Here is a 20,689-nt window from a genome sequence, read left to right on the forward strand (position 1 = left end):
TTCCAGTAATGACGGCCGTCTTGCCGGCCAGGCGCGGGCTGGAAGGAACGGATGGGCGGATGCTGCCGGCCCAGCTACCCGCCCACCGCGTTCAGCTCCGCCCTCGTCGGCGGATTGGCGCCGGGGCGGGAAACCGTGACGGCAGCGGCCTTGGCAGCATGCTCCAGGAGTTCGGCCAGCCCCTCGGCCGGTAGTTCCCGCAGCTCCTGCCGGTTCTGGGCGCCGTCCAGCTCCCGATCCACCAGACCGGACAACAGCGCCGCCATGAAGGAATCCCCTGCCCCCACAGTGTCCGCCACCTCCACCCTGGGCGCGGGCACAGATGCCTCGCCGGCCCGGCACACACCCCAGGGTCCTTCCGCGCCGCGGGTGACCACCACCATCGCAGGGCCTTCCTCTCCCCCCAGCTCCAGCCATTTGCGGGCCGAATCCTGTACGTCCTGCCCGGGGTACAGCCAGGCCAGGTCCTCATCGGAGGCCTTGACCACGTCGGCGAGCGCCACGAACTTTTCAGCCTGCCTGCGGGCGAAGTCCACGTCGCTGATGATGCTGGGCCGGCAGTTGGGATCGAAGCTGATGGTGGCGGAAGGGTGGGCGTATTCGACGGCGGCCAGCACCTCGGTGGCGCCCGGCGCCAGCATCGTGGCGATGGAACCGGTGTGCAGCAGCGTGGTGCCCTGCAGCATGAAGCCGAGCCGGTCCGCGATGCCCGGGAGCTCCCAGGTGAGGTCGAACGTGTAGGTGGCGGCGCCGTCGTCGTCAATCAACGCGGTGGCCACGCTGGTGGGCAACCCGTCCGGGGGCACCGGCAGCATCACTGAACTGGCGCGCAGGTGCGCCGCCACCGAATCGCCATACGCATCCCGGCCATACCGGCCGATGAACTGCACCGGATGGTCCAGCCGGGCCAGGCCCACCGCGACGTTGAGCGGGCTGCCGCCCACGTGGGCCTCGATTCCCGAGGCGCGCTGGACAACGTCAACAAGGCCTTCGCCGATAACTGTGAGCATGGTCATACTCTGCCAGAAACAGGCCCACGCCAGCAGCCCGTGTCAGCGGAGCAGCCGGCCCACCAGGTCCCGGCACGTGAGATACGCCTGCGCCGTGACGTCGATCAGGGCGAAGTGGTCCCCAGGCACCATAACCAGCTGCGCCGGCACGGGTCCGGCCTTGCTCGCGTCCACATAGGTGGTGGACATGCTGAGTGGGACGTCGTCGTCCTCCATGCCGTGGACGGCATAAACAGGAATGTCCAGCGGCAGCGCAGCCAGGGGGGCGGCCATGCGATGGCGGCCGGGAAATTCCGACGACGGCCCGCCCAGCATGTTTGCCACGGCACCGTCGCTGAGGTTGAGCCGCTCGGCCTCGGCCAGGTTGAGGACGCCCGACTGGCTCACCACGCCGGTGAGCCGGACACCGTCGTTACTGTTCTTGACCCGGCCGCCTTCCTCCGGCACAAGCCCATCCAGCTTGGCTCTTCCCGCCGCCCAGACGGCCAGGTGCCCGCCTGCGGAATGTCCCAGCGCCACCACTTTTCCCAGGTCCAGCGCATGCGGTTCCGCCAGGTCAGCCAGCTTGTCGATGCCCGCCAGGATGTCCTCGAATGTGCCCGGCCAGCCACCGCCGTTACCGGCACGCCTGTACTCGAGGTTCCAGGCCGCCATGCCGTGCTCCGCCAGGTCCTTCGCCAGCGGCTCCCCCAGCTCGGCCCCGTAGGTGGAGCGCCAGTACCCGCCGTGGATCACGATCACTACGCCCTGGTGCGTCCCGCCGGCCGGAAGGTCGGGGAGGAAAAGCTCTCCCCACTGGCTGGGGTCCTGGCCGTACTCATAGCGGTAGCGTTGCGTCACACTGGCCCACTTTAGCTGTCCGAATCCCCGGCAGTACCGCGCGTTTTCGGGGCTACGCCCGGGAAAAGTGGGCCAGAAGGGCGCCGTGCCGTCGCTCACACCCGTTTAGCCGGGCGCGTTTCTGGGCACGGTTCCTGGCATGGATGAACCTGTTGTAACCACCCAGGGGTCGACGGTGGAAGAGTGGACGCACGCGCTGGCAGAATCCACGGGCTCACCCGGCGGAGGAGCTGGGACAGGACTGATGCTCGCCGTCGCCGCGTCGCTGACGTCCATGGTGGCCGGCTACAGCGGTGACGACGGCGGGGAGCCGGCAGGGATAAGGACGCGGGCACGCGCACTGCGCCAGGAAGCCCTGCGCCTGGCAGATGACGATGCATCCGCCTCCAAGGCATTTGGCGCCGCTTTCCGGTTGGAGCCGGGCGAGGAGCGGGACGAAGCGATCCGCCGCGCCTCCGTGGATGCCGCCGCATCCTCCGCGGTGCTGGGCGAGCGAGCCATTGCAGCCATTGAAGACCTCGCCTGGCTGGCAACCAACGGCAACCGGTCGCTGGTGGCGGATGTCGTCGTCGCGTTTGGTGCCCTTCGGGCCGCTGTGGCGGGGGCGCGCACCAACGTCAGCTTCGACCTCGGCTCCCTGCGGTCCGCGGGCGCCACCCTGGACCAGGTCCGGGAACAACATCCGGAGCTGTGGGCCGCCGTCGAGAAACTCAACGGCGCCATGGACCGCATCGACGAACTGTCAGCGGCGATTGACCACCGCGCCGCCCCCACTGACGCCGCCTGAACGCTTGATAAAGGTCCGTACTGGTTAGGTCCTCTATTCATTGGACTTGTCGTTTGACCTGCGGTTACGGTGGGCAGCGTTGCTTGTGGAAGTGATCTCGGGGGGAGGGGTACGACGTGAAGCCAGAACGTAATGCTTGGGCGTTTCTCCGCCCCCTTCTGCTCGCCCTGGCGGCGGCTGCATCATGGATTGCCTTGTCAGCCGCGGGTGCATCCGCCGATTCTTCCGCTTCCAGCGACTCCCTGCTCGGTGCCGGCACGACTACCTTGATCTCAGCCCCCGCCACCGTGGAGGACGTCACCGGCCTGGTTAATCAGGTGGTGACTGCTCCGTTGGTCGAGGAGCTTGTACCGGAAGGCGCGGTGGCGGCGGCGGTGGATCCCGCCGCGGGCATCGTGGACGGAGTCTTCGACGGGGCGGTGGGGACCCTTGTTCCCCTGGCCGGCGCGGTCCTCGAGCCACTTGACCCCGTCCTTGAACCGGTCGTCAGCGCTGCTCCCTTACCCGTGGCTGCGCCTGAAGGTGAGCCCGAGGGCAATCCACTCCCGGTTACCGAAGGGCCGGTGGTGGGCGACGAGACGGCGGCCCACCAGGCCGAATCGGGAGCGGAGAGCGCGGGTGCTGTGCCCGGTTCCGCCCGGTCCGTCCGCCATGACACGTTGCTCAGCGACAGCCCGCCCCGCGACCCGAGCGTGAAGCCCACAGCTGTAACCCCACTGTTGCCCACGGCAGGCCCTGAAGACCCGGTCGACGCACCGCCCCACGCGCCTTCGGATCCACTGCCCGCAATGGTGGACTCCGCCACGGGCGGAAGCAGCCCGTCCGGCGGCAATGGTCCCACCATGCCCGCATGGCTGACTTCCCATAACCTCCGGATCCCTGCGGCCGGCGCGGCTGCCGTCCAGGACGGCTCGCCCACTGTCCCCGCACCGGGGTCCTTCGACCCCGGTTCATCTCCTGACTAGTTGAGGCCCTTCCGTCGTCCCAGCGCGGAAATAAGCCATTTCAGGGCTAAGTGACAGGCCCATTTCAACTTCCAGGAGAACTTCATGATGCACCGCACTATCCGTGGCTCCCTGCTCGGCACCGTAATCACAGCCGGTCTTTTGGCTTCGGGAGGCGTCCCCGCCGACGCCGCTGACACTGCCACCGCAACTGACGGGCTGCTGGCCGTCACCCGAGCGGCAGCCCCCGTCAACGTCCCCTTCGAGCCCGGGCCCACTCCCCCGATAGTCACCCAGCCGGTTGCAAACCCGGCCGCCGCGACCACTCAGGTGGTTGCCCGCGCGGGTTCGGAGCTCCCCGCGGCCCAGCCCTCCGCCGTAATTACGGCCGTCAACGCGGGCGTCAACAATGGCCTGCTGGTAGTGGGAGTGCTGCTCCTGGCCTTCGGAGGGCTGCTGGCGCTGATCCTTGGCAGGAAGCGCAGCTGACCCGGAACCACCGGGCATGGACTGGACCGCAGGGGCTCCGGGTAGCGTTAGGACACCACGAGCGAAAGAGGGGTCTGCATGGCACGCGTTTTCATCACCGGATCCACCGACGGGCTTGGCCTGGCGACGGCGGAGACGCTGCTGCGCGACGGCCACGAGGTGATCGTTCACGCCCGGTCCTCGCGCCGCATCCCCGCGGTCCAGCACCTGCTCGACCGAGGGGCACAGTTGGTCACCGGCGATCTCGGCATTGAAGCGGAGGTCCGGCAGATCGCGGAGGATGCCAACACCATCGGCGGTATCGATGCGGTCATCCACAACGCCGGAGTACTGAGTGGAGCAGCGTTGCTCCCGGTGAACGTGGTGGCCCCGTACCTGCTGACCGCCCTCATGCCCGGCCCGCGCCGGCTCATCTACCTCAGCAGCGGCATGCACCGCGGCGGCGACACCGGCTTGGCTGGTTTGGATTGGGCAGGGCGGACGACGACGGCCTCCTACTCCACGACCAAGCTGCAGGTCACTGCGTTGTCGGCAGCGGTGGCCCGGCTTGTGCCGAGCGTCGCCAGCAACGCCGTGGATCCCGGCTGGGTGCCCACGAGGATGGGCGGCCGGTCAGCTCCGGATGACCTGGAACTGGGACACCGGACCCAGGAGTGGCTGGCCACCAGTGACGATCCCGAGGCCACAGCCAGCGGCGGCTACTGGTACCACCAGCACCGGCAGACTCCCCATTCGGCGGCCAGCGATTCCACGTTCCAGGACGCCCTCCTGGCCCGGCTCGCGGAGCATACCGGCGTCACGCTGGACGCCCTGTAAATCGCATAGGGTGCTCCATACTTGTCGTTTTCGCGCGTGAGAACGACAAGTACGGAGCAGTCGATGGCCCTAGGAGGCCCGGAGGCGGCGTTCGACGTCGGCCGCGTCCGGGTACGCTGCCTGCGTGCCTTTGCGGGTGGTTGCCAGGGCCGCGGCAACGGAGGCGAAGGCGGCGGCATCGGCAAGCGCATCGCCCGCGGCCAGCCGCACGGCAACGGCTCCCGTGAACGCATCCCCGGCGCCGGTCGTATCCACGGCGTGTACCTGGGTGGGTGGGACGATCGTCACGCGGGAGCCGGGAGGCGCCAGCGAGTCCAGCACCACGGAACCCTGCGAACCCAGCGTCACCAGGGCCTGCAGGATCCCGCGGGCGGCAAACCGTTCCCGCACCGCTTCCCATTCGCCGGCTGGCGCGCCGGCCCCCGGCACGGCAACCCCAAGGAACAGCGCGGCCTCGTGGGCGTTGACCAGCAGCACATCGGCCAGCCCGGCCAGGGCTGACGGGACCTCCGCGTACGGCGAGAGATTCAGCAGGACTGTTGCGCCGGCGTCGTGCCCTGCCTGAGCGGCGGCCAGCACCGTGTCCATGGCCACCTCGAGGCAGAGGCTCACGACGGCGGCCCCGGCCAGCACGTCCGCGGCGTCCGAAACGTCGTCCGGGGACAGGGTGCCGTTGGCGCCGGCGGAGATGATGATGTTGTTCTCGCCGTGGGCGTCCACGGCGATGACGGCCACACCGGTGGGTTCGCCGGATGTGCGCACATGCCCCACATCCACGCCGGCCCCGGCCACCGAGGCCTCGAGCATGGCTCCGTTGGCGTCCTTCCCCACGGCACCCACCAGGCTGACATGACCGCCCAGCCGGCCGGCGGCGACGGCCTGGTTGGCGCTCTTGCCGCCCGGGTTCACGGCGAACCCGTTGCCCTGGACGGTTTCGCCCGGCTGCGGGAGCCGTTCGCAGTAGATGGTGAGGTCGGCGTTGAGGGAGCCGACGACGACGATCCGGCCGGTGCTTTCGGCCGCGGCGCTCACGGTGCCACCTCAGCCGGGGCCACCTCAGCCTCAACAGGCTTGGGGATCAGCAGCGACGCTGCGAACGCGGCCACGGTCAGTGCCAGGCCGACGACCACGACGGTCAGGTAGGAGGCCTTCGCGTCGCCCAGTGCCGACGTCGCAACCAGCACCGCGGGCAGGACCAGGAAGCTGAGGCCCGCGCCCAGGTTGAACGCGCCGGCGTTCATGCCGGGCAGGAAGCCGGGGTTGCCGGTGGGCGAGAGGACAACGCCGAGTCCGTTGAGCATGATGTTGACCGTACCGGCGTACATGATGCCCAGCAAGACCGTGCCGGCGATCACCAGGGGCAGGCTGTTCAGGCCAAGGAACGCAATGACGGCGAGCGCCGCGATGCTGCCCAGGAGGCCTATACGAAGCACCTTGGTGTAGCCGAGGACCGGCGCCAGCTTTCCGCTCAGCGGCCCCACCAGCCAGCCCAGCAGCGCGTACGGGGTGAGGATGATCAGGGACATCTCGGTGGGGCCCAAACCGAACCCGGGGTCGGCGGCCTGGACGTAGGCGGGGACGATCCCGTTGATGACGGCGAAGATACCGGTCATGGTCAGGGTAGTGGTCAGCAGGGGAGCCCAGGTGGAGCGCTGGCGCAGGTGCACGGTTTCCACCATCGGCTGCGCGGCGCGCTGTTCGGTGCGCCAGAAGGCAAAGAACGCGACGGCGGCCACCAGGACCAGCGCCAGGCTCAGCATCAGGGTTGTGGAGGAGAAGCCGCCCACCAGTTTGGCGGCTTCGTTGAGCGCGGTCAGCAGGGCGCCGACGGCCACCACGATGAAGGACACGCCCAGCCAGTCCATCCGGGTGCCGGCGGCGGGCTTGCTTTCGGACGCGAGGAACATGATGAGGGCGGTGGCGGCGACGGCCAGGACCACCATCAGCCAGAAGATGCTGCGGAAGCCGAAGTGCTCGGCGAAGTACCCGCCCACGAAGGAGTCCACGCCGGCCACGCCGCCGTTAACCGCCGTGATCAGGCCCATCAGCGTCCCGTATTTACGCGGGTTGCTGACGGCCGAGCGCAGCATGATCAGGCAGAGCGGCACGGTGGGTCCGCTGATGCCCTGGATGATGCGGCCCACGAACAGCCAGGTGACGTCCGGGGCGAGGGCCGCGATCACGGAGCCCGCAGCCATGAGCACCATCATGCCCACCAGGACCTTCTTGCGGCCGATGATGTCGCTGAGCCGGGGCAGGAAGAGGGAGAAGAGGGCGGCGGCGGTGAAGAACCAGGTCTGGGAGAGGCCGATCACGGCCTGGTCGGTGTGGAGCTCCTCGCCCATGGTCACCAGGGCGGGGCTGAGCATGGAGGCATTGAGCTGGAAGGCCACACAGGCTGCCAGCAGGGCGGTCATCAGGGCGGCGATGTTGCCGCGGCCGGTCTTGGTTTCGGTCATGGTTGTGGTGGTCATTTACTTGACCCCTCCGGCGGTGAGGTGGGCACCTGGACCGGGTTCGACGTCGGACGCGTTGCCCTGGCTGTTGGTGTCACCCCTGCCCGGCTCGCCGATGCGTTCCAGCGCGTCGGTGACCAGGTCCCAGAACCGTTTGTGGTCCAGCTCCACGGCGACGCTGGTGTGGCAGTCGGCCGGGGCGGGGGCGCGGAAGTCCGCCACGGTCATGCCGAGCGTGAGGGTGCCCTGCAGTTCGATGTTGACAGGCACCTTGCGCGTGCTGACGATGCTGGGATCGATGACGTAGGCCACGGCGCAGGGGTCATGGACCGGCGGGTAGTCGAAGCCCTGCGCGTCCTTGTAGGTGTGGGCGAAGAAGTCCATCAGTTCCGTGACGAACTTCGCCGGGGTGGTGCCGATGGCGGCGATCTTTTCCACGACGTCCGGCGTGGCGAGCGCCTGGTGGGTGAGGTCCAGGCCCACCATCACCACGGGCCATTTTTCGTTGAAGACGATGTGCGCGGCCTCGGGGTCGATGATGATGTTGAACTCCGCCACGGCGCTCCAGTTGCCCACGTGGTAGCCGCCGCCCATGAGGACAACTTCCCTGACGCGTTCCACGATGCGGGGTTCCTTGCGGGCGGCCATGGCGATGTTGGTCAGGCCGGCGGTGGGGACCAGGGTGACGGTGCCGGGTTCGTGGGCCATGACGGTGTCGATAATGAGGTCGACGGCGTGGCGCGGGTCCAGCTCGATGGTGGACTGGGGCAGGGCGGGGCCGTCCATGCCGGACTCGCCGTGGATGTCCGGCGCGGTTTCGATGCTGCGGACCAGGGGGCGCGGGCAGCCGGCGGCGAAGGGAACGCCGGTGATGCCGGCGATGGTGCCCACGGCCAGGGCGTTCCGGGTGACTTTTTCGAGCGTCTGGTTGCCCACCACTGTGGTGACGGCCAGCAGTTCGATGTCCGGGTTGCCGTGCGCCAGCAGCAGGGCCACGGCGTCATCGTGTCCGGGGTCGCAGTCCAAGATGATCTTCCTGGGCTCTGTCTGATTCTTCCGGGGCTGGCTTCTGCTGTGCCGGGGATTCGGTTCCACGATGGGTCTCCACGTCATTGGGGCCTGCCGGGGGCAGGGTGTCAGTATTCCGGGAGTGATCATGGCAGGCTTTCGTGGCCTGCGTCAAACGCTTAACGTTCGCCGGGCGTTGCCGCACGTCAAACGCTTGATGTACTGCTGCCTCTGGCATTCCCCACGGCGGCTAGGATCGAAGTATGGATTCCGGGGAACAGGTGCAGCAGCGGGGGCGCCCCCGGCGGGTGACGGCGGCCATGGTCGCGGCGCGCGCCGGCGTCTCCGTGGCCACGGTGTCGCTGGTGGCCAACGGCAAGACGGCCGGCCGGGTGTCCGAGGACAACATTTCCCGGGTGCGGGAGGCCATCGCCGAGCTGGGGTACGTGGTGGATGGAATCGGCAGCTCGCTGGCCAAGGGAGTCAGCTCCATCGTGATCCTGGTGGCGCCGGACATTTCCAACCCGTTCTTCGCCAAGGTCATCGGTGGGGTGCGGGAGGCCCTGGGGCCCAGCTACCAGCTGCTGCTTTCCGTCACCGATTCGGGCGAGTTCCCCAAGGCCGACGACGTGCGGAAGCTGATGTCCCTGCGGCCGGCAGGGCTTTTGGTTGACGCACCGAACGCAAGCTTCCTGGCCGATCTTTCCGTGGCCGGCCCACTGGTCCTGCTGGACGCCCCCGGCCTGGAATCGGCCGCTCCGGCTGTGAACCTTGACGTCGCGCAGGGTGCCCGGGCGTTGGCCGCACACCTGGCCGGCGCCGGCCACCGGCGCGTGGCCTACCTGGACAGCGTGACCGGAACCGCAACCTTCGCCATCCGCCGCGAGGCGTTCCTGGCCGAAGCGGCGGCCAGGGGCATGGCAGTGGATCCGGACCATATCCCCGCCACCACCATCGACGTCGGCGACGCGGCGGCGGCCTTTGCCGCAGCCTGGCCGGACTGGCAGCGCGAGGGGGTGACCGCCGTCGTCTGCGCCACGGACACCCATGCGTACGGCGTGCTGCAGGAAGCCCGCGTGGAAGGGGTCCGGATTCCGGCGGAGCTGGCAGTTGCCGGCTTCGACGACCTGCCGTACTCCGCCACCAGCAGCCCGGGCCTGACCAGTGTGCACCTGCCGGCGGCGCTGCTGGGCCTCAAGGCCGGGGAGCAGCTCCGCCGCCTGATGGAAGGGCAGCCGCTGGAGCAGGAGGAACTCATTTTGGAAAGCTCCCTGGTGGTGCGCGGGTCCACGTCCGCCGCCTCAGCGTAGGGGCAGCAAAGCGGCCGGCTGTCGGACCCCCGCCGTAAGCTGGGACCATGCCGAGTAACTGGGAAAGCCTGGACCAGCCGCTGCGTGAGTCGGTGCAGCACAACGTGGAGATCTATGAGCGCGTCCGGCCTGCCCTGAAGCTGGTTACCCGGGACGTTTTGCTGGTTCTGCGGGACATGCTCAAGGACAGCGAGGTCACGCCACTGTTTGTCACGGGCCGCACCAAGACGGTGGAATCGTTCAAGGAAAAGATTTCCCGCACGGAGGAGCCGCTGGAGCCCGGCGGCCGGCGGCTCCTGAAGTTCCCGGACCCGTTCCGCACCCTCAATGACATGGTGGGCATCCGGGTGATCACCAAGCTGCCGGCCGAGAATGCCGCTGTTGCCAACATCATCAAACGCCAGCGCCAGCTTTTTGACTGCCGCGGCGACCGGGAGAAGGACATCGGGTCCATCGAGTCCGGCACGTATGGGTATTCGAGCCGGCACCTGATCCTGCGCACCATCCAGAACGAGGCCGTCAAGGAGTACCAGCAGGTCTTCAACCCGGACGTGCAGCCGAACGGCAGCTATTTTTTCGAGTGCCAGATCCGCACCATCTTCGCCCACGCGTGGAGCGAGATTGAGCACGACATCCGGTTCAAGGCCGAGGACCCGCGGGCCTGGACGCCGCACTTCGACCGGCAGTTCACGGCCACCGCGGCCATGCTGGAAACCGTGGAGACGGCTTTCGCTGACCTGCACGAACGGTACGAGGAAGTCCGGAGCTTCTGGGACGTGGACGGCGAAGGGGCCGCGCCGCTCACGCCCAACCGGATCCGGGACGTGTGGCGCACGCTCCTCCCGCACGTGGACCGCAAGGTGGACGACGACTGGGGATGGGCCGCCGAACTCCTCGCAGCGCACGGGATGAACCAGACCATGCAGCTGGCCGGTCTGCTCAGTGCCAACCGCATCACGGAGGTCCGCAAGGCCCTGGACCACCGCTACTCCCCCGGCCCGGACCGGCTCCTGGACGACCTCCTCCTCTGGCAGTACGGCACCAAACACATCGACCTCACCGCGGAAGAGCCCGACGCCGTCCCGCACCCCCGGCGCGACAGCCTCCTGCGGCGGCTGCGGCAGATCGAGCGGTACAGGATGACGAAGAAGTAGGGGCTAATGCCGTGACACACGGCTTCGGCTCCCCTTCCCCATAAGTGCCGGATTCCTCTACCCGGCACTTATGGGGAGGACTTCCGGGTTGAGGATGTTGCGGGGCTGGCGGTTGAGGCATACGTCCACGGCGTTCTGGGCGGTGCGCCGCTTCAGTTCATGGTTGGATTCCTCGGTGTACCAGGCGGTATGGGGGGTGAGTACGACGCCGTCCAGGGCCAGCAGTGCACTGTCCAGCGGGAGGGGCTCTTCTTCGAAGACATCCAGCCCTGCGCCCTTGATCGGCCCGTTTTTGAGGGCGTCGACAAGGGCTTCGGTATCCACAACAGCCCCGCGGCACGTGTTGACCAGGGTGGCGCCTTCCTTGAACTGTTCCAGGGCGGCCGCGTCGATCAGGTGGTGGGTGTGCTTGTTCAAGGGAACGTGGAGGGATACGACGTCGGATTCCGCCAGGAGCTCCTCAAAGGAGACCACCTGCACGCCCTCCCCGGTCGTGGTACCGGGGAGGTGGAGGGGGTCGTATCCGAGGGTTCGAAAGCCGAGGGCTTTGGCCTTGGCGGCCGTTGCGGCACCGATCAGGCCGAGCCCAATGACGCCGAATGTCTGTGCGGAGAAGCGGTGGAGCGGCTGGACCGAGGGAAGGGGGTTGCGTCCGGAACGGACGCCGCGGTCCAGGTCCGGGATGCCCCGGGCGAGCGTCAACGCCAGGGCGATGGCGTGGTCGCTGACGTCCTCCACACCGTAGTCGGGCACGTTGGAGACGGCGACACCGCGCCGGGTTGCCGCTGCGACATCAACGTTGTCCACCCCGACGCCGTAGCGGCTGATGGCTTTGAGGCGGGGCAGGTTGTTGATGACGCGTTCGCTGATGGGTGCGTACTGGACGATGAGAGCGTCTGCTTCCGCGGCGTACTGCAGGACCTCGTCCTCGGTCCTGCAGTGCGCGCGGACCAGTTCAACGCCGTTGGCGTCCGCCACAGCCTGTTCCTGGTCGATTGACTCGAATTCGTAGTCGGTGATGAGGATGCGGTGCATGGTCGTCCTTGTCCTAGGCCCAGCGGAGGATCAGCGGGTCTTTGCGTTTGGCCATTTCCACCAGCTGCGCCCGGGTGTCGGGGTGCAGCTCGCCCACCGGCCGGCGGGTCCTGTCGCTGGCGATGATGTTGCCTTCCTTCATGAGTACCTTTGTTGCCCGCAGCCCGCACTGCCGGTTCTCGAAATGGATGAATGGAAGCAGGTCTTCCCAGGCGGTGATGGCTTTGTCCCGTTCCCCTGCGTGGAAGTCCCGCACAATCTGGCCAAGCTGGTCGGGCACCATGCAGCTGCTCATGGTGCCTTGGGCGCCGGCTTCAAGGTCCGGAATGAGGGTAATGGCTTCTTCACCGTCAAAGAGGCCCGGCAGGGCGGGGCCCGCTGCCGCTGCCAGGCTGCGGAGTTTGTCCGCAGCCTGCGGCATTTCGATTTTTGCGTAGTTCACCTGGGGCACTTCCCGGGCGATGCGGGCCAGCAGTGCCGTTGACAGCGGGGTGGTGCTCATCGGCGCATCCTGGATCATGATGTCGATCTCCAGGCCCTCCGCAACACGCTTGAAGTACTCAACCACCCCGTCGTCGTCGACCTTCATCGTGGCGCCGTAGAACGGGGGCATGAGCATGACCATGTCCGCCCCCAGTTCCTGGGCGTGAAGGCTTCGCTCGCGGGCTATGCGGGAGCTGAAGTGGCTGGTGGTCACGCATACCGGCAACCGCCCGGACAGGTGCTCCATGGTGGTGCGCAGCACTGCTTCGCGCTCTTCATCGGTGAGCGAGAACTGCTCGGAGTAGTTCGCCAGGATGCAGACGGCGTCGGCCTTCCCATCGATGAGGAAGTCCAGGACGCGGCGCTGGCCGTTGAGGTCCAGTCCTTCGTCGTCGGTGAAGATGGTGGGCGCTACCGGCATCACGCCAGTGATGGCACTCATGTTGTTGTCCTTTGGTGGTTGCTGTTGTGCAGTGGTGGAGACGTTTACTGGTTTCGGGCCAGAACGGGGGCGGCTTCGGCCTCGTAGTCTTCGGCGTCAATGTCGCGGCCGTGCGGATCCCACTTGTTCACCAGGATCACGACGATGGCGATGGCGGGAACAGCGGCGAGAACGAGCAGGGCCTTGGTTCCCAGGGCCGCTGTGGCCAGGGGCCAGAACACCAGGCCGGCGATGGCTCCGAGGCGGACGCCGATCTGCGTGAAGCCGGTCCCGGCGCCGCGCAGGGACGTGGGGTAGGACATGGTGGCCATGGTCATGCCCTGGGCGCCCGGTCCTGCGGCGTGGCAGAAGATCAGAAGGCCGATGACGAGGGCGCCCACGAAGGACCAGGCACCTTCGACGTTGCTGAGGCTGCCGGCGATCAGCATGCAGATGAAGGTTCCGCAGAAACCAAACAGTGCCAGTTTCCGGGGGCCGATTTTGCCTGAGAGGCGGGCCCCGATGAATCCACCAGTGACGCCGAAGCAGAGGTTCAGGATCAGTGAGGAGACGATGTTGGTCATGACGTTCTGGGTGTGCAGCATGGCGAGCACGATCTGGCCGACGAAGAACCCGACGGCGTAGTACTCCATGGACTGGCCGGCGTTGATCACAGCGGACAGGACGGTGCGGCCGCGGTATTTTTTGCTGACCAGTTTGCCCCAGGCCTGGGTAAGGGTCATCTGGAACTGCTTGCGTTCGGCCTTCGGGTCCACGGCGTCGGCGGCCACTTCGGCGTCCACGCCGTAGGTCTGCTTGAGGATCTTGGCTGCTTCATGAAGGCCCAGGTTCTGGGCTGCCCACGAGGGTGACTCCGCCATGTACTTCTGGCGGAAGATCATGATGAGGATGGCCGGGACTGCCCCGAATCCGACCACGATGCGCCACATGTGGTTTTCTCCCCAGTGCATGTTCTGGAACAGGAAGTAGACGGGGATCAGAAGCGCGAAGGTCGAGGCGACGGCCACGTACCACATCGGCTGCCAGAGCGACACGGTGCCGCCCTTCTTCTTCCGGGAGGCGTACTCCGCAAGGAAGCTGAAGGCCACAGGGAAGTCCACGCCAATGCCCACGCCCATGATGAAGCGGGCAATGATGAGGGTCCAGACGTCCGGGGCGAAGGCGCAGGCGATGGCGGCAACGACGAAGAACACCATGTCAGCCATGAAGACCTTGAAGCGTCCCAGCTTGTCAACGAAATATCCGCCGAACACCGAGCCGACGAGGGCGCCCACCATGATCGAGGCTGAGACCACAGCGAGCATACCGGGCGTCAGGCCGAAGTCCTTAGCGATGTAAGGCATGCCGAACGCCAGGGAGGTGAAGTCGTAGGCGTCCAGGAAGATCCCGCCCAGGGCGATGAGGGTGATCGCGAAGGATTTGCCCTTCTGCAGCCCCCCGCTGTTGATCAAATTGGTCACATCCTGCGCCGAGCGCAAAACGATCCGCCTCGCTGGTTGCGCAGCGGACTGTGGAACAGATGACATTGGTGGTCCTTTCGGAAGCCGCACTGCTTTGTGCGGCGGACTTGCAGTTCGATATTTCGAACAATGGTCGAAGTAGCGATCACGCAGTTGCTGAGGTAGGGTGATCGGGAACACAAAGGAGTCTAGGTAGGACGGTTGGCTACGTCAAGCGTCCAGCGCCTTCTGACACCGGAGCGACAGCGTGGGGAGCCAAAATTTTCCCGATCGAGCGGCTCCACCTCCGATGTTCGGTCCGGGTTTTCAACCCAAAGGACCGAAGCCTGTACTAAATTTCGAACGCGAAAGGAATCGTGCGTCATGACTGAACGCCAGCTGCCAAAATGGTCCGAGGTCCGCGAGCTCGTTCAGTTCAGGAGCTTTGACAAGGATCCGGTGCAGCGAAGATTGGCAAGGGCCTTCACGATTTCCGACTTGAGGGAGATGGCAAAAAAGACCACACCGAAGGCGGTCTTCAACTACACGGACGGCGCCGCCGAGGAGGAAATCACCATTGCCCGGTGCCGGCAGGCATACCGGGACGTCGAATTCTCCCCGGCAGTGCTGCGGGACGTGTCGGACCCCGACCCCTCCACCACGCTCCTGGGTCAGGCCATTGATTTTCCGTTGGTCCTTGCGCCCACTGGCTACACCCGCATGATGCACAACGACGGTGAGAAGGCCGTGGCCCGGGTGGCTGCACGCAACAACATCCCCTACACCCTATCCACCGTCGGTACCACCACTGTGGAAGACCTGGCCGGGGCCGTACCCGAGGGGAATAACTGGTTCCAGCTCTACATAGCCCGGGACAGGAGCAAAACCGAGGGCCTGCTGGAGCGGGTGCTGGCCAGCGGGTACCGGGTGCTGATGGTCACCGTCGATACGCAGGTGGGTGGAGCCCGGGTCAGGGAGCTCCGGGACGGGCTGACCATTCCGCCGGCCCTGTCGCCGAAGACCTTCGCTGATATGGCACTGCATCCTGCGTGGTGGTTCGACAAGCTCACCACCCCGCCGATTGAGTTCGCCTCCCTGCGCGGCTTCGGCGGAAATTCGGCTGAGGTCGCGGACCAGATTTTCGACCCCGGCCTGACGTTCGAGGACATCGCATGGCTGCGCCGGGTGTGGCCGCACAAGCTTCTGGTCAAGGGCATCCAAACCGTTCGCGACGCCCAGCGGGTGATCGAGCTGGGTTGTGACGGAGTGGTGCTGTCCAACCATGGCGGACGGCAGCTGGACCGCTCGCCTACTATCCTGCGGATCCTCCCCCAGGTCCGCGAAGCCTTGGGTAATGAGGCCACGGTACTGATCGACAGCGGAATCATGTCCGGCAGCGATATTCTCGCCGCGGTCGGCCTGGGGGCCGACGCGGCGATGGTGGGGCGCGCCTACCTGTATGGCCTGATGGCCGGCGGCGAACGCGGCGCGGCCCACGCCGTCAAAATCCTGCGGTCGCAGTACGTCCGGTCGATGCAGTTGCTGGGAGTTAAGTCCACAGCCGGCATTTCAAGTGATCATGTGGCTTTCGCAGGGTGAGGACATGGGGACCGCACGCCGCCTGCCTTCCTCAGCGGTAGCCGAGCTCGGTGCTGAAGCGGGCGGCCCCCTCCGCAGCCAGCTCCGCCCATTCCTCCACCGGGCGCTGGTTCCAGCGCATGTCGGGAACGGAAATGCTCATCGCGGCCACAACCGCGCCGCTGTGGTCCCGCACCGGTGCCGCGACGCAGGATACATCCGGGTTCGACTCACCGGACTCGAAGGCCAAACCGGACGCCCGGATGTCGTCCAGCACGTTCGCCAGGACGTGGGGTTCTGTGATGCTCTTCGGCGTCAGCTTCGCAAGTCCCTTCTTGAACAGCCGTTTCTGCTCGGCATCGGGGAGATGGGCCAGCAGGGCCTTGCCCACCGCGGTGCAACTCGCAGGGACCCGGCCGCCCATGCGGGAAACCATGCGCACGGACTGCGTGCTGTCCACCTTGCAGATGTACACGACGTCGGCCCCGTCCAGGATGCCGACGTGGACCGTTTCGTCACACTCCCGGGCGACCGATTGGGCGATGCGCAGACCCACCGCGTGCAGGTCCAGCCGCTCGGCGAAGGCGTTGCCCAGCCGGAAAACGCTCAAGCCGAGGTGGTACGTGGCCGTCTGGTCGTCCCGGCGCAGGTACTTTCGCTCCGTAAGGGTGGTCAGGAGTTCATGGACGGTCGTACGCGGAAGCCCCGTTCTCAGCACCACCTCCGGCGCGGACAGACCGTGCCGGGCGTCCATGAACAACTCCAGCACATCCAGGCTCCTGACAACAGCGGGGGTCAAACGGGGCATCAGATGTCCTTTCCGTAAAAGCCGCCAGAGCTGCAGCTACGCCTTAAGCCTAAGCCGCCGTTCGAAATATCGCACATTGTTCGACGATATATAGGGCACCCACCACTTTCCCTCAAGAAGAACAATCAAAACTTTTCAGGAGAACCCATGAACACCTCTGCAGAGCAGGTTCACCAGCAGATTCTGGCCGCCCAGGCCGCCTACGAGCAAGCACGGGATGTTGAACCGGTGATCCGTGCATCGTGGCTGGAAGCGGTCGCGTCCGCCCTGGCGGGCGCGGCTGACGAACTGGTCGGCCTGGGGCGCCGGGAGACGAACCTGGACGAAGGGCGGCTGCGCTTTGAATTGCACCGCTCCGTCTTCCAGCTTCAGCTGTTCAGCAGCGAAATCATCGCCGGTGAGCATCTGGGCGCCGTCATAGACCATGCGGACCCGCAATGGGGCATGGGGCCAAGGCCCGATATCCGCCGCATGAACATCCCGCTGGGCGTGGTGGGCGTCTTCGGCGCCTCCAACTTCCCGTTCGCCTTCAGCGTCATGGGAGGAGACAGTGCCTCGGCACTAGCGTCCGGGTGCGCCGTCGTCCATAAAATTCACGAAGGCCACCTCCAGCTGGCGCTGCGGACCAGCGCAGTGGTCCAGGAGGCATTGGCCGAAGCAGGAGCTCCGCACGGGCTGTTCTCCACGGTGGTGGGAAGGCAGGCGGCGGAAGCACTGGTGGATCACCCGCTGACCCAGGCCATTGGTTTCACTGGTTCCACCTCTGGCGGCCGGGCGCTGTTTGACCGCGCATCACAACGCGAAACTCCCATCCCCTTTTACGGAGAGCTCGGCAGCATCAACCCCGTGTTCGTCACTGAAGAGGCGTGGGACTCCCGCCGCAACGCCATCCTTTCCGGCTACGCCAGCTCCTTCACCGCCGGTATGGGCCAGTTCTGCACCAAACCTGGACTCTTCTTCGCACCGGTACAGGACGCCGAAGACGTAGGAGCCCTGCTCGCACAGGAACTCCAGTCCGTGGCGGTTGCGCCGCTCCTGAGCCCTAAGCTGCGGGAAGGATTCGACGCATCCCTGAAGAATGTGCGGTCTTTGCCAGGTGTGGAGGTCCTGGTCCAGGGTGACGAGGCGGAGGCGCCCCGCCCGACGGTGCTCGCCACCACTGCGGACGCCGTCATGGCAGCACCGGAGATCCTGGAACAGGAAATGTTCGGTCCGGCCACCCTTGTCATCCAGTACCGCCCGGGCACCAACCTCGCGCAACTGGCGTCGCTGCTGGAAGGACAGCTCACCGCAACAGTGCATGGAGAACCGGACGAGGACCTCCACGAACTGATGACCGTGCTCCGGGAACGGGCCGGCCGCCTGGTCTGGAACGCCTGGCCGACCGGAGTCAGCGTCACCTATGCTCAGCAGCATGGCGGCCCCTACCCGGCCACCACCGCCTCCTCCACCACCTCCGTCGGCACGGCAGCCATCGGACGGTTCATGCGCCCTGTGGCCTACGACTCCTTCGCCCCACAGCAACTCCCGCCTGCACTGCTGGACAACAACCCCTGGAAAATCACCCGCCGGGTCGATGGAATCCACGAACCCGCCGGACAGAAAGCAGAAAACCTGTGAGCCGCACCGCACACCAGATCCTTCCCGCCGACGCCGATGATGCACTGCTGGCAGGCCGCGTGTGGGACCCTGAATCGGCCGGTCCCCGCGTCGTCTCCATCCGCGGGCACGAGGTCTTTGACCACACTCCTGAGATCCGCTGCGTCTCAGAACTTCTCGAGCTCGAGGACCCCGCGGAACTCATCGCAGCAACCCAGGAAACCCCTGCCTGGGACCTCGCCACCCTCGTTGAAGCATCCCTCACCCAGACACAGGACCGAGCCCACTTCCTGGCCCCGATCGACCTCCAGGTCATCAAGGCCTGCGGCGTTACGTTCGTGGACAGCATGATCGAGCGCGTCATCGAGGAACGCTGCGGGGGTGACGTCCAGCAGGCCGCGGCCGTGCGCGGGTCCGTCCTCGCCGTCCTCGGTGCCGACATTGCCTCCGTACGCCCCGGCTCGGACCAGGCACGACAGGTCAAAGAGGTGCTCACCGCACAGGGAATGTGGTCCCAATATCTCGAAGTCGGCCTCGGCCCCGACCCCGAAGTCTTCACCAAAGCTCCCGTCCTCTCCAGCGTCGGTGTCGGCGCGAGCATCGGAATTCCTTCATTCTCCTCCTGGAACAACCCCGAACCCGAACTTGTGCTCATCGTCGATTCGCGAGGACGGGCCCGCGGGGCAACACTGGGCAATGATGTGAACCTGCGCGACGTTGAGGGCCGCAGCGCACTGCTCCTCGGCATGGCCAAGGACAACAACGCCTCCTGCGCCATCGGTCCGTTCATACGCCTCTTCTACAAAGACTTCACCGTCGAAACACTGCGGACTGAAGACATCACGCTCACAGTCGAAGGAGAGGACGGCTACCGGCTCGAAGGGCAAAACAGCCTCTCCCGGATCAGCAGGCCCTTCGAGGAACTCATCGGTGCGGCCTTCGGCGAACACCACCAATACCCGGACGGCTTCGCCCTGTTCACCGGGACACTCTTCGCACCCACCCAGGACCGCGAAAACCCCGGCCAGGGTTTCACGCACAAACACGCGGACACGGTGACCATCCAAAGCAGGCACCTCGGATCACTCATCAACACAACAGGAAAAACCGAAGACCTGGCCCCCTGGACCTACGGAAGCGCGACTTCGCCGACTACTTGTCGCGGCTTGCCTAGCTGGCCTCCGTCGACGGCTGGCGGCAAAAGGCCTGCATTACGATCGATGAATGCCTGACTCCGCTGAACCCCGTCCCCTTGAACCGATAACTTCCGAAGGGCTGGCTTCCGGCGGCGCAAAGGCCGGGAGCTGGCAACACATGGTGGACAGTAACAAGGAGTTGCTTCGCCGGAAGACCGGTCATGACACTGACTACTGGGTGCAACGGGCCTCGGAAGCAGGAGTCAGCAACGACCGAGAACTTCGCGACTGGATGCGGGAAGATTTCGGAATCACGGGCTACGCGCAGTACGCGGTGTCCTGGGAAATGTTCGGCTACCCGGACTTCATGCTCAAGGACGCAGATCAACTCATTGACGGACAATACGAGCACCACCCGCACCTGCGTCCCATCACGGACGAAATTCTCGCCTGGGCCTCAACCACCGCGGGCGTCCATATCCAAATGCGGAAGGGTTTCATTTCACTCCACAGCCCGCGGCGAAAATTCGCGCAGGTCACGCGGGCAACCAATCAAGCCGTCGATGTAACCCTCCGGCTCGAGGCCCAGGCGATGAACGGACGGATTGAAAGGGTCAAAACACGCGCTGATGACCCCTTCACCCTTCGCGTCCGCCTAACTTCGCCGGAACAAGTTGATGACGAACTGTTCACTGTTCTGTCGCTGGCCTTGGCGCAGAACAGCTAGGGATAAATCTGTTCCGGCCCGGAGATGAATCGGGCGGAGATCACGGCCGGCGGAGTGCTGCCCAGGCCTGGAAACCGCCGATAAGGTCGGTTGCGTGGGTCAGTCCCAGCCGCTGCAGGGTGTGTGCGGCGAGGCTGGAGCTGTAGCCCTCATTGCAGACGATCACGATCCGCCGGACGGGGTCGTCAGCCATCGGGAGCCGGTGGGGGCTGGAAGGATCGAGCCGCCACTCGAGAACGTTGCGGTCAATGACAACCGCTCCCGGAAGATCACCGTCGCGGTCCCGCTGATCGGCCGGGCGTGTGTCGACAACAAGGGCGCCCGCTGCCATTTCCCGTTCAAGATCCGACGCGTGAACGCGCTCGAGCCCGGCGCGGCTCTCAAGTAGTAATTGGTCGATCGTGAGAGTTCCGGGGGAATCACCCGGAACTGAACTGCGCTGGCTGGTTGAGGCGCCGTCATCGGGGATAGGACTCTGCTTCACCGGTTTCCTCACTTTGCCCGCTCATCGGTCGCTCGCCCGTTCACCGTGAAGCGACATGATGAGCTAATTTGGTCGTCAATTCCAAGGGTATGGGAACAAGTCAGGTCATGACCCACGCGATCGGCTAAACATCAGGCCGCCGCG

At 65.9% G+C, this 20,689-nt stretch carries 20 protein-coding genes; 10 read left to right on the forward strand and 10 right to left on the reverse strand.

All coding sequences use genetic code 11. From position 1 onward, the window contains the following. Positions 1–74 precede the first annotated feature (74 nt). Both Q9R31_RS09225 and Q9R31_RS09230 read right to left on the reverse strand, forming a co-directional pair. Positions 75–1,010, reverse strand: coding sequence for a carbohydrate kinase (locus tag Q9R31_RS09225; RefSeq protein WP_397428225.1), 936 nt, complete (start codon positions 1,008–1,010; stop codon positions 75–77). A gap of 42 nt (positions 1,011–1,052) precedes the next feature. Beyond that, entirely contained in the window at positions 1,053–1,850 is a 798-nt protein-coding gene (locus Q9R31_RS09230; RefSeq protein WP_311262419.1) for an alpha/beta hydrolase, read from the reverse strand. A 139-nt stretch (positions 1,851–1,989) separates the two neighbouring features. Between Q9R31_RS09230 and Q9R31_RS09235 the strand changes: the two genes are divergently transcribed. From Q9R31_RS09235 to Q9R31_RS09250, 4 genes are all read left to right on the forward strand, one after another. Continuing rightward, complete coding sequence (locus Q9R31_RS09235; protein WP_311262420.1) at positions 1,990–2,637, forward strand: cyclodeaminase/cyclohydrolase family protein; 648 nt, start codon at positions 1,990–1,992, stop codon at positions 2,635–2,637. A gap of 116 nt (positions 2,638–2,753) precedes the next feature. Next, entirely contained in the window at positions 2,754–3,602 is an 849-nt protein-coding gene (locus Q9R31_RS09240) for a hypothetical protein (RefSeq protein ID WP_311262421.1), read from the forward strand. An 84-nt stretch (positions 3,603–3,686) separates the two neighbouring features. Then, a complete protein-coding gene (locus Q9R31_RS09245) occupies positions 3,687–4,070 on the forward strand; it encodes a hypothetical protein (protein WP_311262422.1) in 384 nt (127 codons plus the stop codon). Between the two features lie 78 nt (positions 4,071–4,148). Next, positions 4,149–4,886, forward strand: coding sequence for an SDR family NAD(P)-dependent oxidoreductase (locus Q9R31_RS09250; protein WP_311262423.1), 738 nt, complete (start codon positions 4,149–4,151; stop codon positions 4,884–4,886). 69 nt (positions 4,887–4,955) lie between these two features. On the opposite strand, the gene Q9R31_RS09255 is transcribed toward Q9R31_RS09250, so the two are convergent. Genes Q9R31_RS09255 through Q9R31_RS09265 form a run of 3 tightly spaced genes read right to left on the reverse strand, consistent with a single transcriptional unit; the run spans position 4,956 to position 8,455 of the window. Beyond that, positions 4,956–5,918, reverse strand: a complete 963-nt coding sequence (locus tag Q9R31_RS09255; RefSeq protein ID WP_311262424.1) for a ribokinase — start codon at positions 5,916–5,918, stop codon at positions 4,956–4,958. After that, positions 5,915–7,360, reverse strand: coding sequence for an MFS transporter (locus tag Q9R31_RS09260; protein ID WP_311262425.1), 1,446 nt, complete (start codon positions 7,358–7,360; stop codon positions 5,915–5,917). Before Q9R31_RS09260 ends, Q9R31_RS09255 begins: the two co-directional genes overlap by 4 nt. Continuing rightward, positions 7,361–8,455 (reverse strand): nucleoside hydrolase, encoded by a 1,095-nt coding sequence (locus Q9R31_RS09265; RefSeq protein ID WP_311262426.1) that lies wholly within the window; start codon positions 8,453–8,455, stop codon positions 7,361–7,363. It lies immediately after the preceding gene. A 215-nt stretch (positions 8,456–8,670) separates the two neighbouring features. Here Q9R31_RS09265 and Q9R31_RS09270 point away from each other — a divergent pair, with 215 nt between their 5' ends. Then, entirely contained in the window at positions 8,671–9,660 is a 990-nt protein-coding gene (locus Q9R31_RS09270; RefSeq protein ID WP_311262526.1) for a LacI family DNA-binding transcriptional regulator, read from the forward strand. Positions 9,661–9,707: 47 nt separating this feature from the next. After that, on the forward strand, positions 9,708–10,814 hold the full coding sequence (locus Q9R31_RS09275; RefSeq protein WP_311262427.1) for a RelA/SpoT domain-containing protein: 1,107 nt from the start codon (positions 9,708–9,710) through the stop codon (positions 10,812–10,814). 57 nt (positions 10,815–10,871) lie between these two features. On the opposite strand, the gene Q9R31_RS09280 is transcribed toward Q9R31_RS09275, so the two are convergent. From Q9R31_RS09280 to Q9R31_RS09290, 3 genes are read right to left on the reverse strand one after another with little or no spacing between them, the layout of a single operon-like run. Next, positions 10,872–11,849, reverse strand: coding sequence for a C-terminal binding protein (locus Q9R31_RS09280; RefSeq protein WP_311262428.1), 978 nt, complete (start codon positions 11,847–11,849; stop codon positions 10,872–10,874). A gap of 13 nt (positions 11,850–11,862) precedes the next feature. Continuing rightward, complete coding sequence (locus Q9R31_RS09285) at positions 11,863–12,774, reverse strand: dihydrodipicolinate synthase family protein (protein WP_311262429.1); 912 nt, start codon at positions 12,772–12,774, stop codon at positions 11,863–11,865. A 44-nt stretch (positions 12,775–12,818) separates the two neighbouring features. Beyond that, the gene (locus Q9R31_RS09290) at positions 12,819–14,234 is read right to left on the reverse strand and encodes an MFS transporter (protein WP_311262430.1); all 1,416 of its coding nucleotides are present in this window, start codon (positions 14,232–14,234) and stop codon (positions 12,819–12,821) included. Between the two features lie 363 nt (positions 14,235–14,597). Here Q9R31_RS09290 and Q9R31_RS09295 point away from each other — a divergent pair, with 363 nt between their 5' ends. After that, positions 14,598–15,812 (forward strand): alpha-hydroxy acid oxidase, encoded by a 1,215-nt coding sequence (locus tag Q9R31_RS09295; RefSeq protein WP_311262431.1) that lies wholly within the window; start codon positions 14,598–14,600, stop codon positions 15,810–15,812. Between the two features lie 31 nt (positions 15,813–15,843). Here Q9R31_RS09295 and Q9R31_RS09300 read toward each other — a convergent pair whose 3' ends face one another. Continuing rightward, positions 15,844–16,599 carry an IclR family transcriptional regulator gene (locus tag Q9R31_RS09300; RefSeq protein WP_311262432.1) on the reverse strand — a complete coding sequence of 252 codons (756 nt, stop codon included), beginning with the start codon at positions 16,597–16,599 and terminating at the stop codon, positions 15,844–15,846. A gap of 147 nt (positions 16,600–16,746) precedes the next feature. Here Q9R31_RS09300 and Q9R31_RS09305 point away from each other — a divergent pair, with 147 nt between their 5' ends. Genes Q9R31_RS09305 through Q9R31_RS09315 form a run of 3 tightly spaced genes read left to right on the forward strand, consistent with a single transcriptional unit; the run spans position 16,747 to position 20,061 of the window. Further along, positions 16,747–18,219 (forward strand): aldehyde dehydrogenase (NADP(+)), encoded by a 1,473-nt coding sequence (locus Q9R31_RS09305; protein WP_311262433.1) that lies wholly within the window; start codon positions 16,747–16,749, stop codon positions 18,217–18,219. Further along, positions 18,216–19,430 carry a fumarylacetoacetate hydrolase family protein gene (locus Q9R31_RS09310; protein ID WP_311262434.1) on the forward strand — a complete coding sequence of 405 codons (1,215 nt, stop codon included), beginning with the start codon at positions 18,216–18,218 and terminating at the stop codon, positions 19,428–19,430. The genes Q9R31_RS09305 and Q9R31_RS09310 overlap by 4 nt, the downstream gene beginning before the upstream one ends. Continuing rightward, positions 19,423–20,061: a DUF5655 domain-containing protein gene (locus Q9R31_RS09315; RefSeq protein WP_311262435.1), complete on the forward strand. Its 639-nt coding sequence runs from the start codon at positions 19,423–19,425 to the stop codon at positions 20,059–20,061. Before Q9R31_RS09310 ends, Q9R31_RS09315 begins: the two co-directional genes overlap by 8 nt. 40 nt (positions 20,062–20,101) lie before the next feature. On the opposite strand, the gene Q9R31_RS09320 is transcribed toward Q9R31_RS09315, so the two are convergent. Beyond that, a complete protein-coding gene (locus Q9R31_RS09320) occupies positions 20,102–20,545 on the reverse strand; it encodes a rhodanese-like domain-containing protein (RefSeq protein ID WP_311262436.1) in 444 nt (147 codons plus the stop codon). Between the last annotated feature and the right edge of the window lie 144 nt (positions 20,546–20,689).

Source organism: Pseudarthrobacter sp. BRE9 (assembly GCF_031844305.1).
In the GTDB taxonomy this organism is placed as follows: domain Bacteria; phylum Actinomycetota; class Actinomycetes; order Actinomycetales; family Micrococcaceae; genus Arthrobacter.

What these genes read in the sequence shown, in the direction of transcription:
- Q9R31_RS09225 (WP_397428225.1), bottom strand. Translation starts at nt 1,010, where the DNA reads ATGCTCACAGTTATCGGCGAAGGCCTTGTTGACGTTGTCCAGCGCGCC.
- Q9R31_RS09235 (WP_311262420.1), top strand. Translation starts at nt 1,990, where the DNA reads ATGGATGAACCTGTTGTAACCACCCAGGGGTCGACGGTGGAAGAGTGG.
- Q9R31_RS09245 (WP_311262422.1), top strand. Translation starts at nt 3,687, where the DNA reads ATGATGCACCGCACTATCCGTGGCTCCCTGCTCGGCACCGTAATCACA.
- Q9R31_RS09250 (WP_311262423.1), top strand. Translation starts at nt 4,149, where the DNA reads ATGGCACGCGTTTTCATCACCGGATCCACCGACGGGCTTGGCCTGGCG.
- Q9R31_RS09260 (WP_311262425.1), bottom strand. Translation starts at nt 7,360, where the DNA reads ATGACCACCACAACCATGACCGAAACCAAGACCGGCCGCGGCAACATC.
- Q9R31_RS09265 (WP_311262426.1), bottom strand. Translation starts at nt 8,455, where the DNA reads ATGACGTGGAGACCCATCGTGGAACCGAATCCCCGGCACAGCAGAAGC.
- Q9R31_RS09270 (WP_311262526.1), top strand. Translation starts at nt 8,671, where the DNA reads ATGGTCGCGGCGCGCGCCGGCGTCTCCGTGGCCACGGTGTCGCTGGTG.
- Q9R31_RS09275 (WP_311262427.1), top strand. Translation starts at nt 9,708, where the DNA reads ATGCCGAGTAACTGGGAAAGCCTGGACCAGCCGCTGCGTGAGTCGGTG.
- Q9R31_RS09280 (WP_311262428.1), bottom strand. Translation starts at nt 11,849, where the DNA reads ATGCACCGCATCCTCATCACCGACTACGAATTCGAGTCAATCGACCAG.
- Q9R31_RS09285 (WP_311262429.1), bottom strand. Translation starts at nt 12,774, where the DNA reads ATGAGTGCCATCACTGGCGTGATGCCGGTAGCGCCCACCATCTTCACC.
- Q9R31_RS09295 (WP_311262431.1), top strand. Translation starts at nt 14,598, where the DNA reads ATGACTGAACGCCAGCTGCCAAAATGGTCCGAGGTCCGCGAGCTCGTT.
- Q9R31_RS09300 (WP_311262432.1), bottom strand. Translation starts at nt 16,599, where the DNA reads ATGCCCCGTTTGACCCCCGCTGTTGTCAGGAGCCTGGATGTGCTGGAG.
- Q9R31_RS09305 (WP_311262433.1), top strand. Translation starts at nt 16,747, where the DNA reads ATGAACACCTCTGCAGAGCAGGTTCACCAGCAGATTCTGGCCGCCCAG.
- Q9R31_RS09315 (WP_311262435.1), top strand. Translation starts at nt 19,423, where the DNA reads ATGCCTGACTCCGCTGAACCCCGTCCCCTTGAACCGATAACTTCCGAA.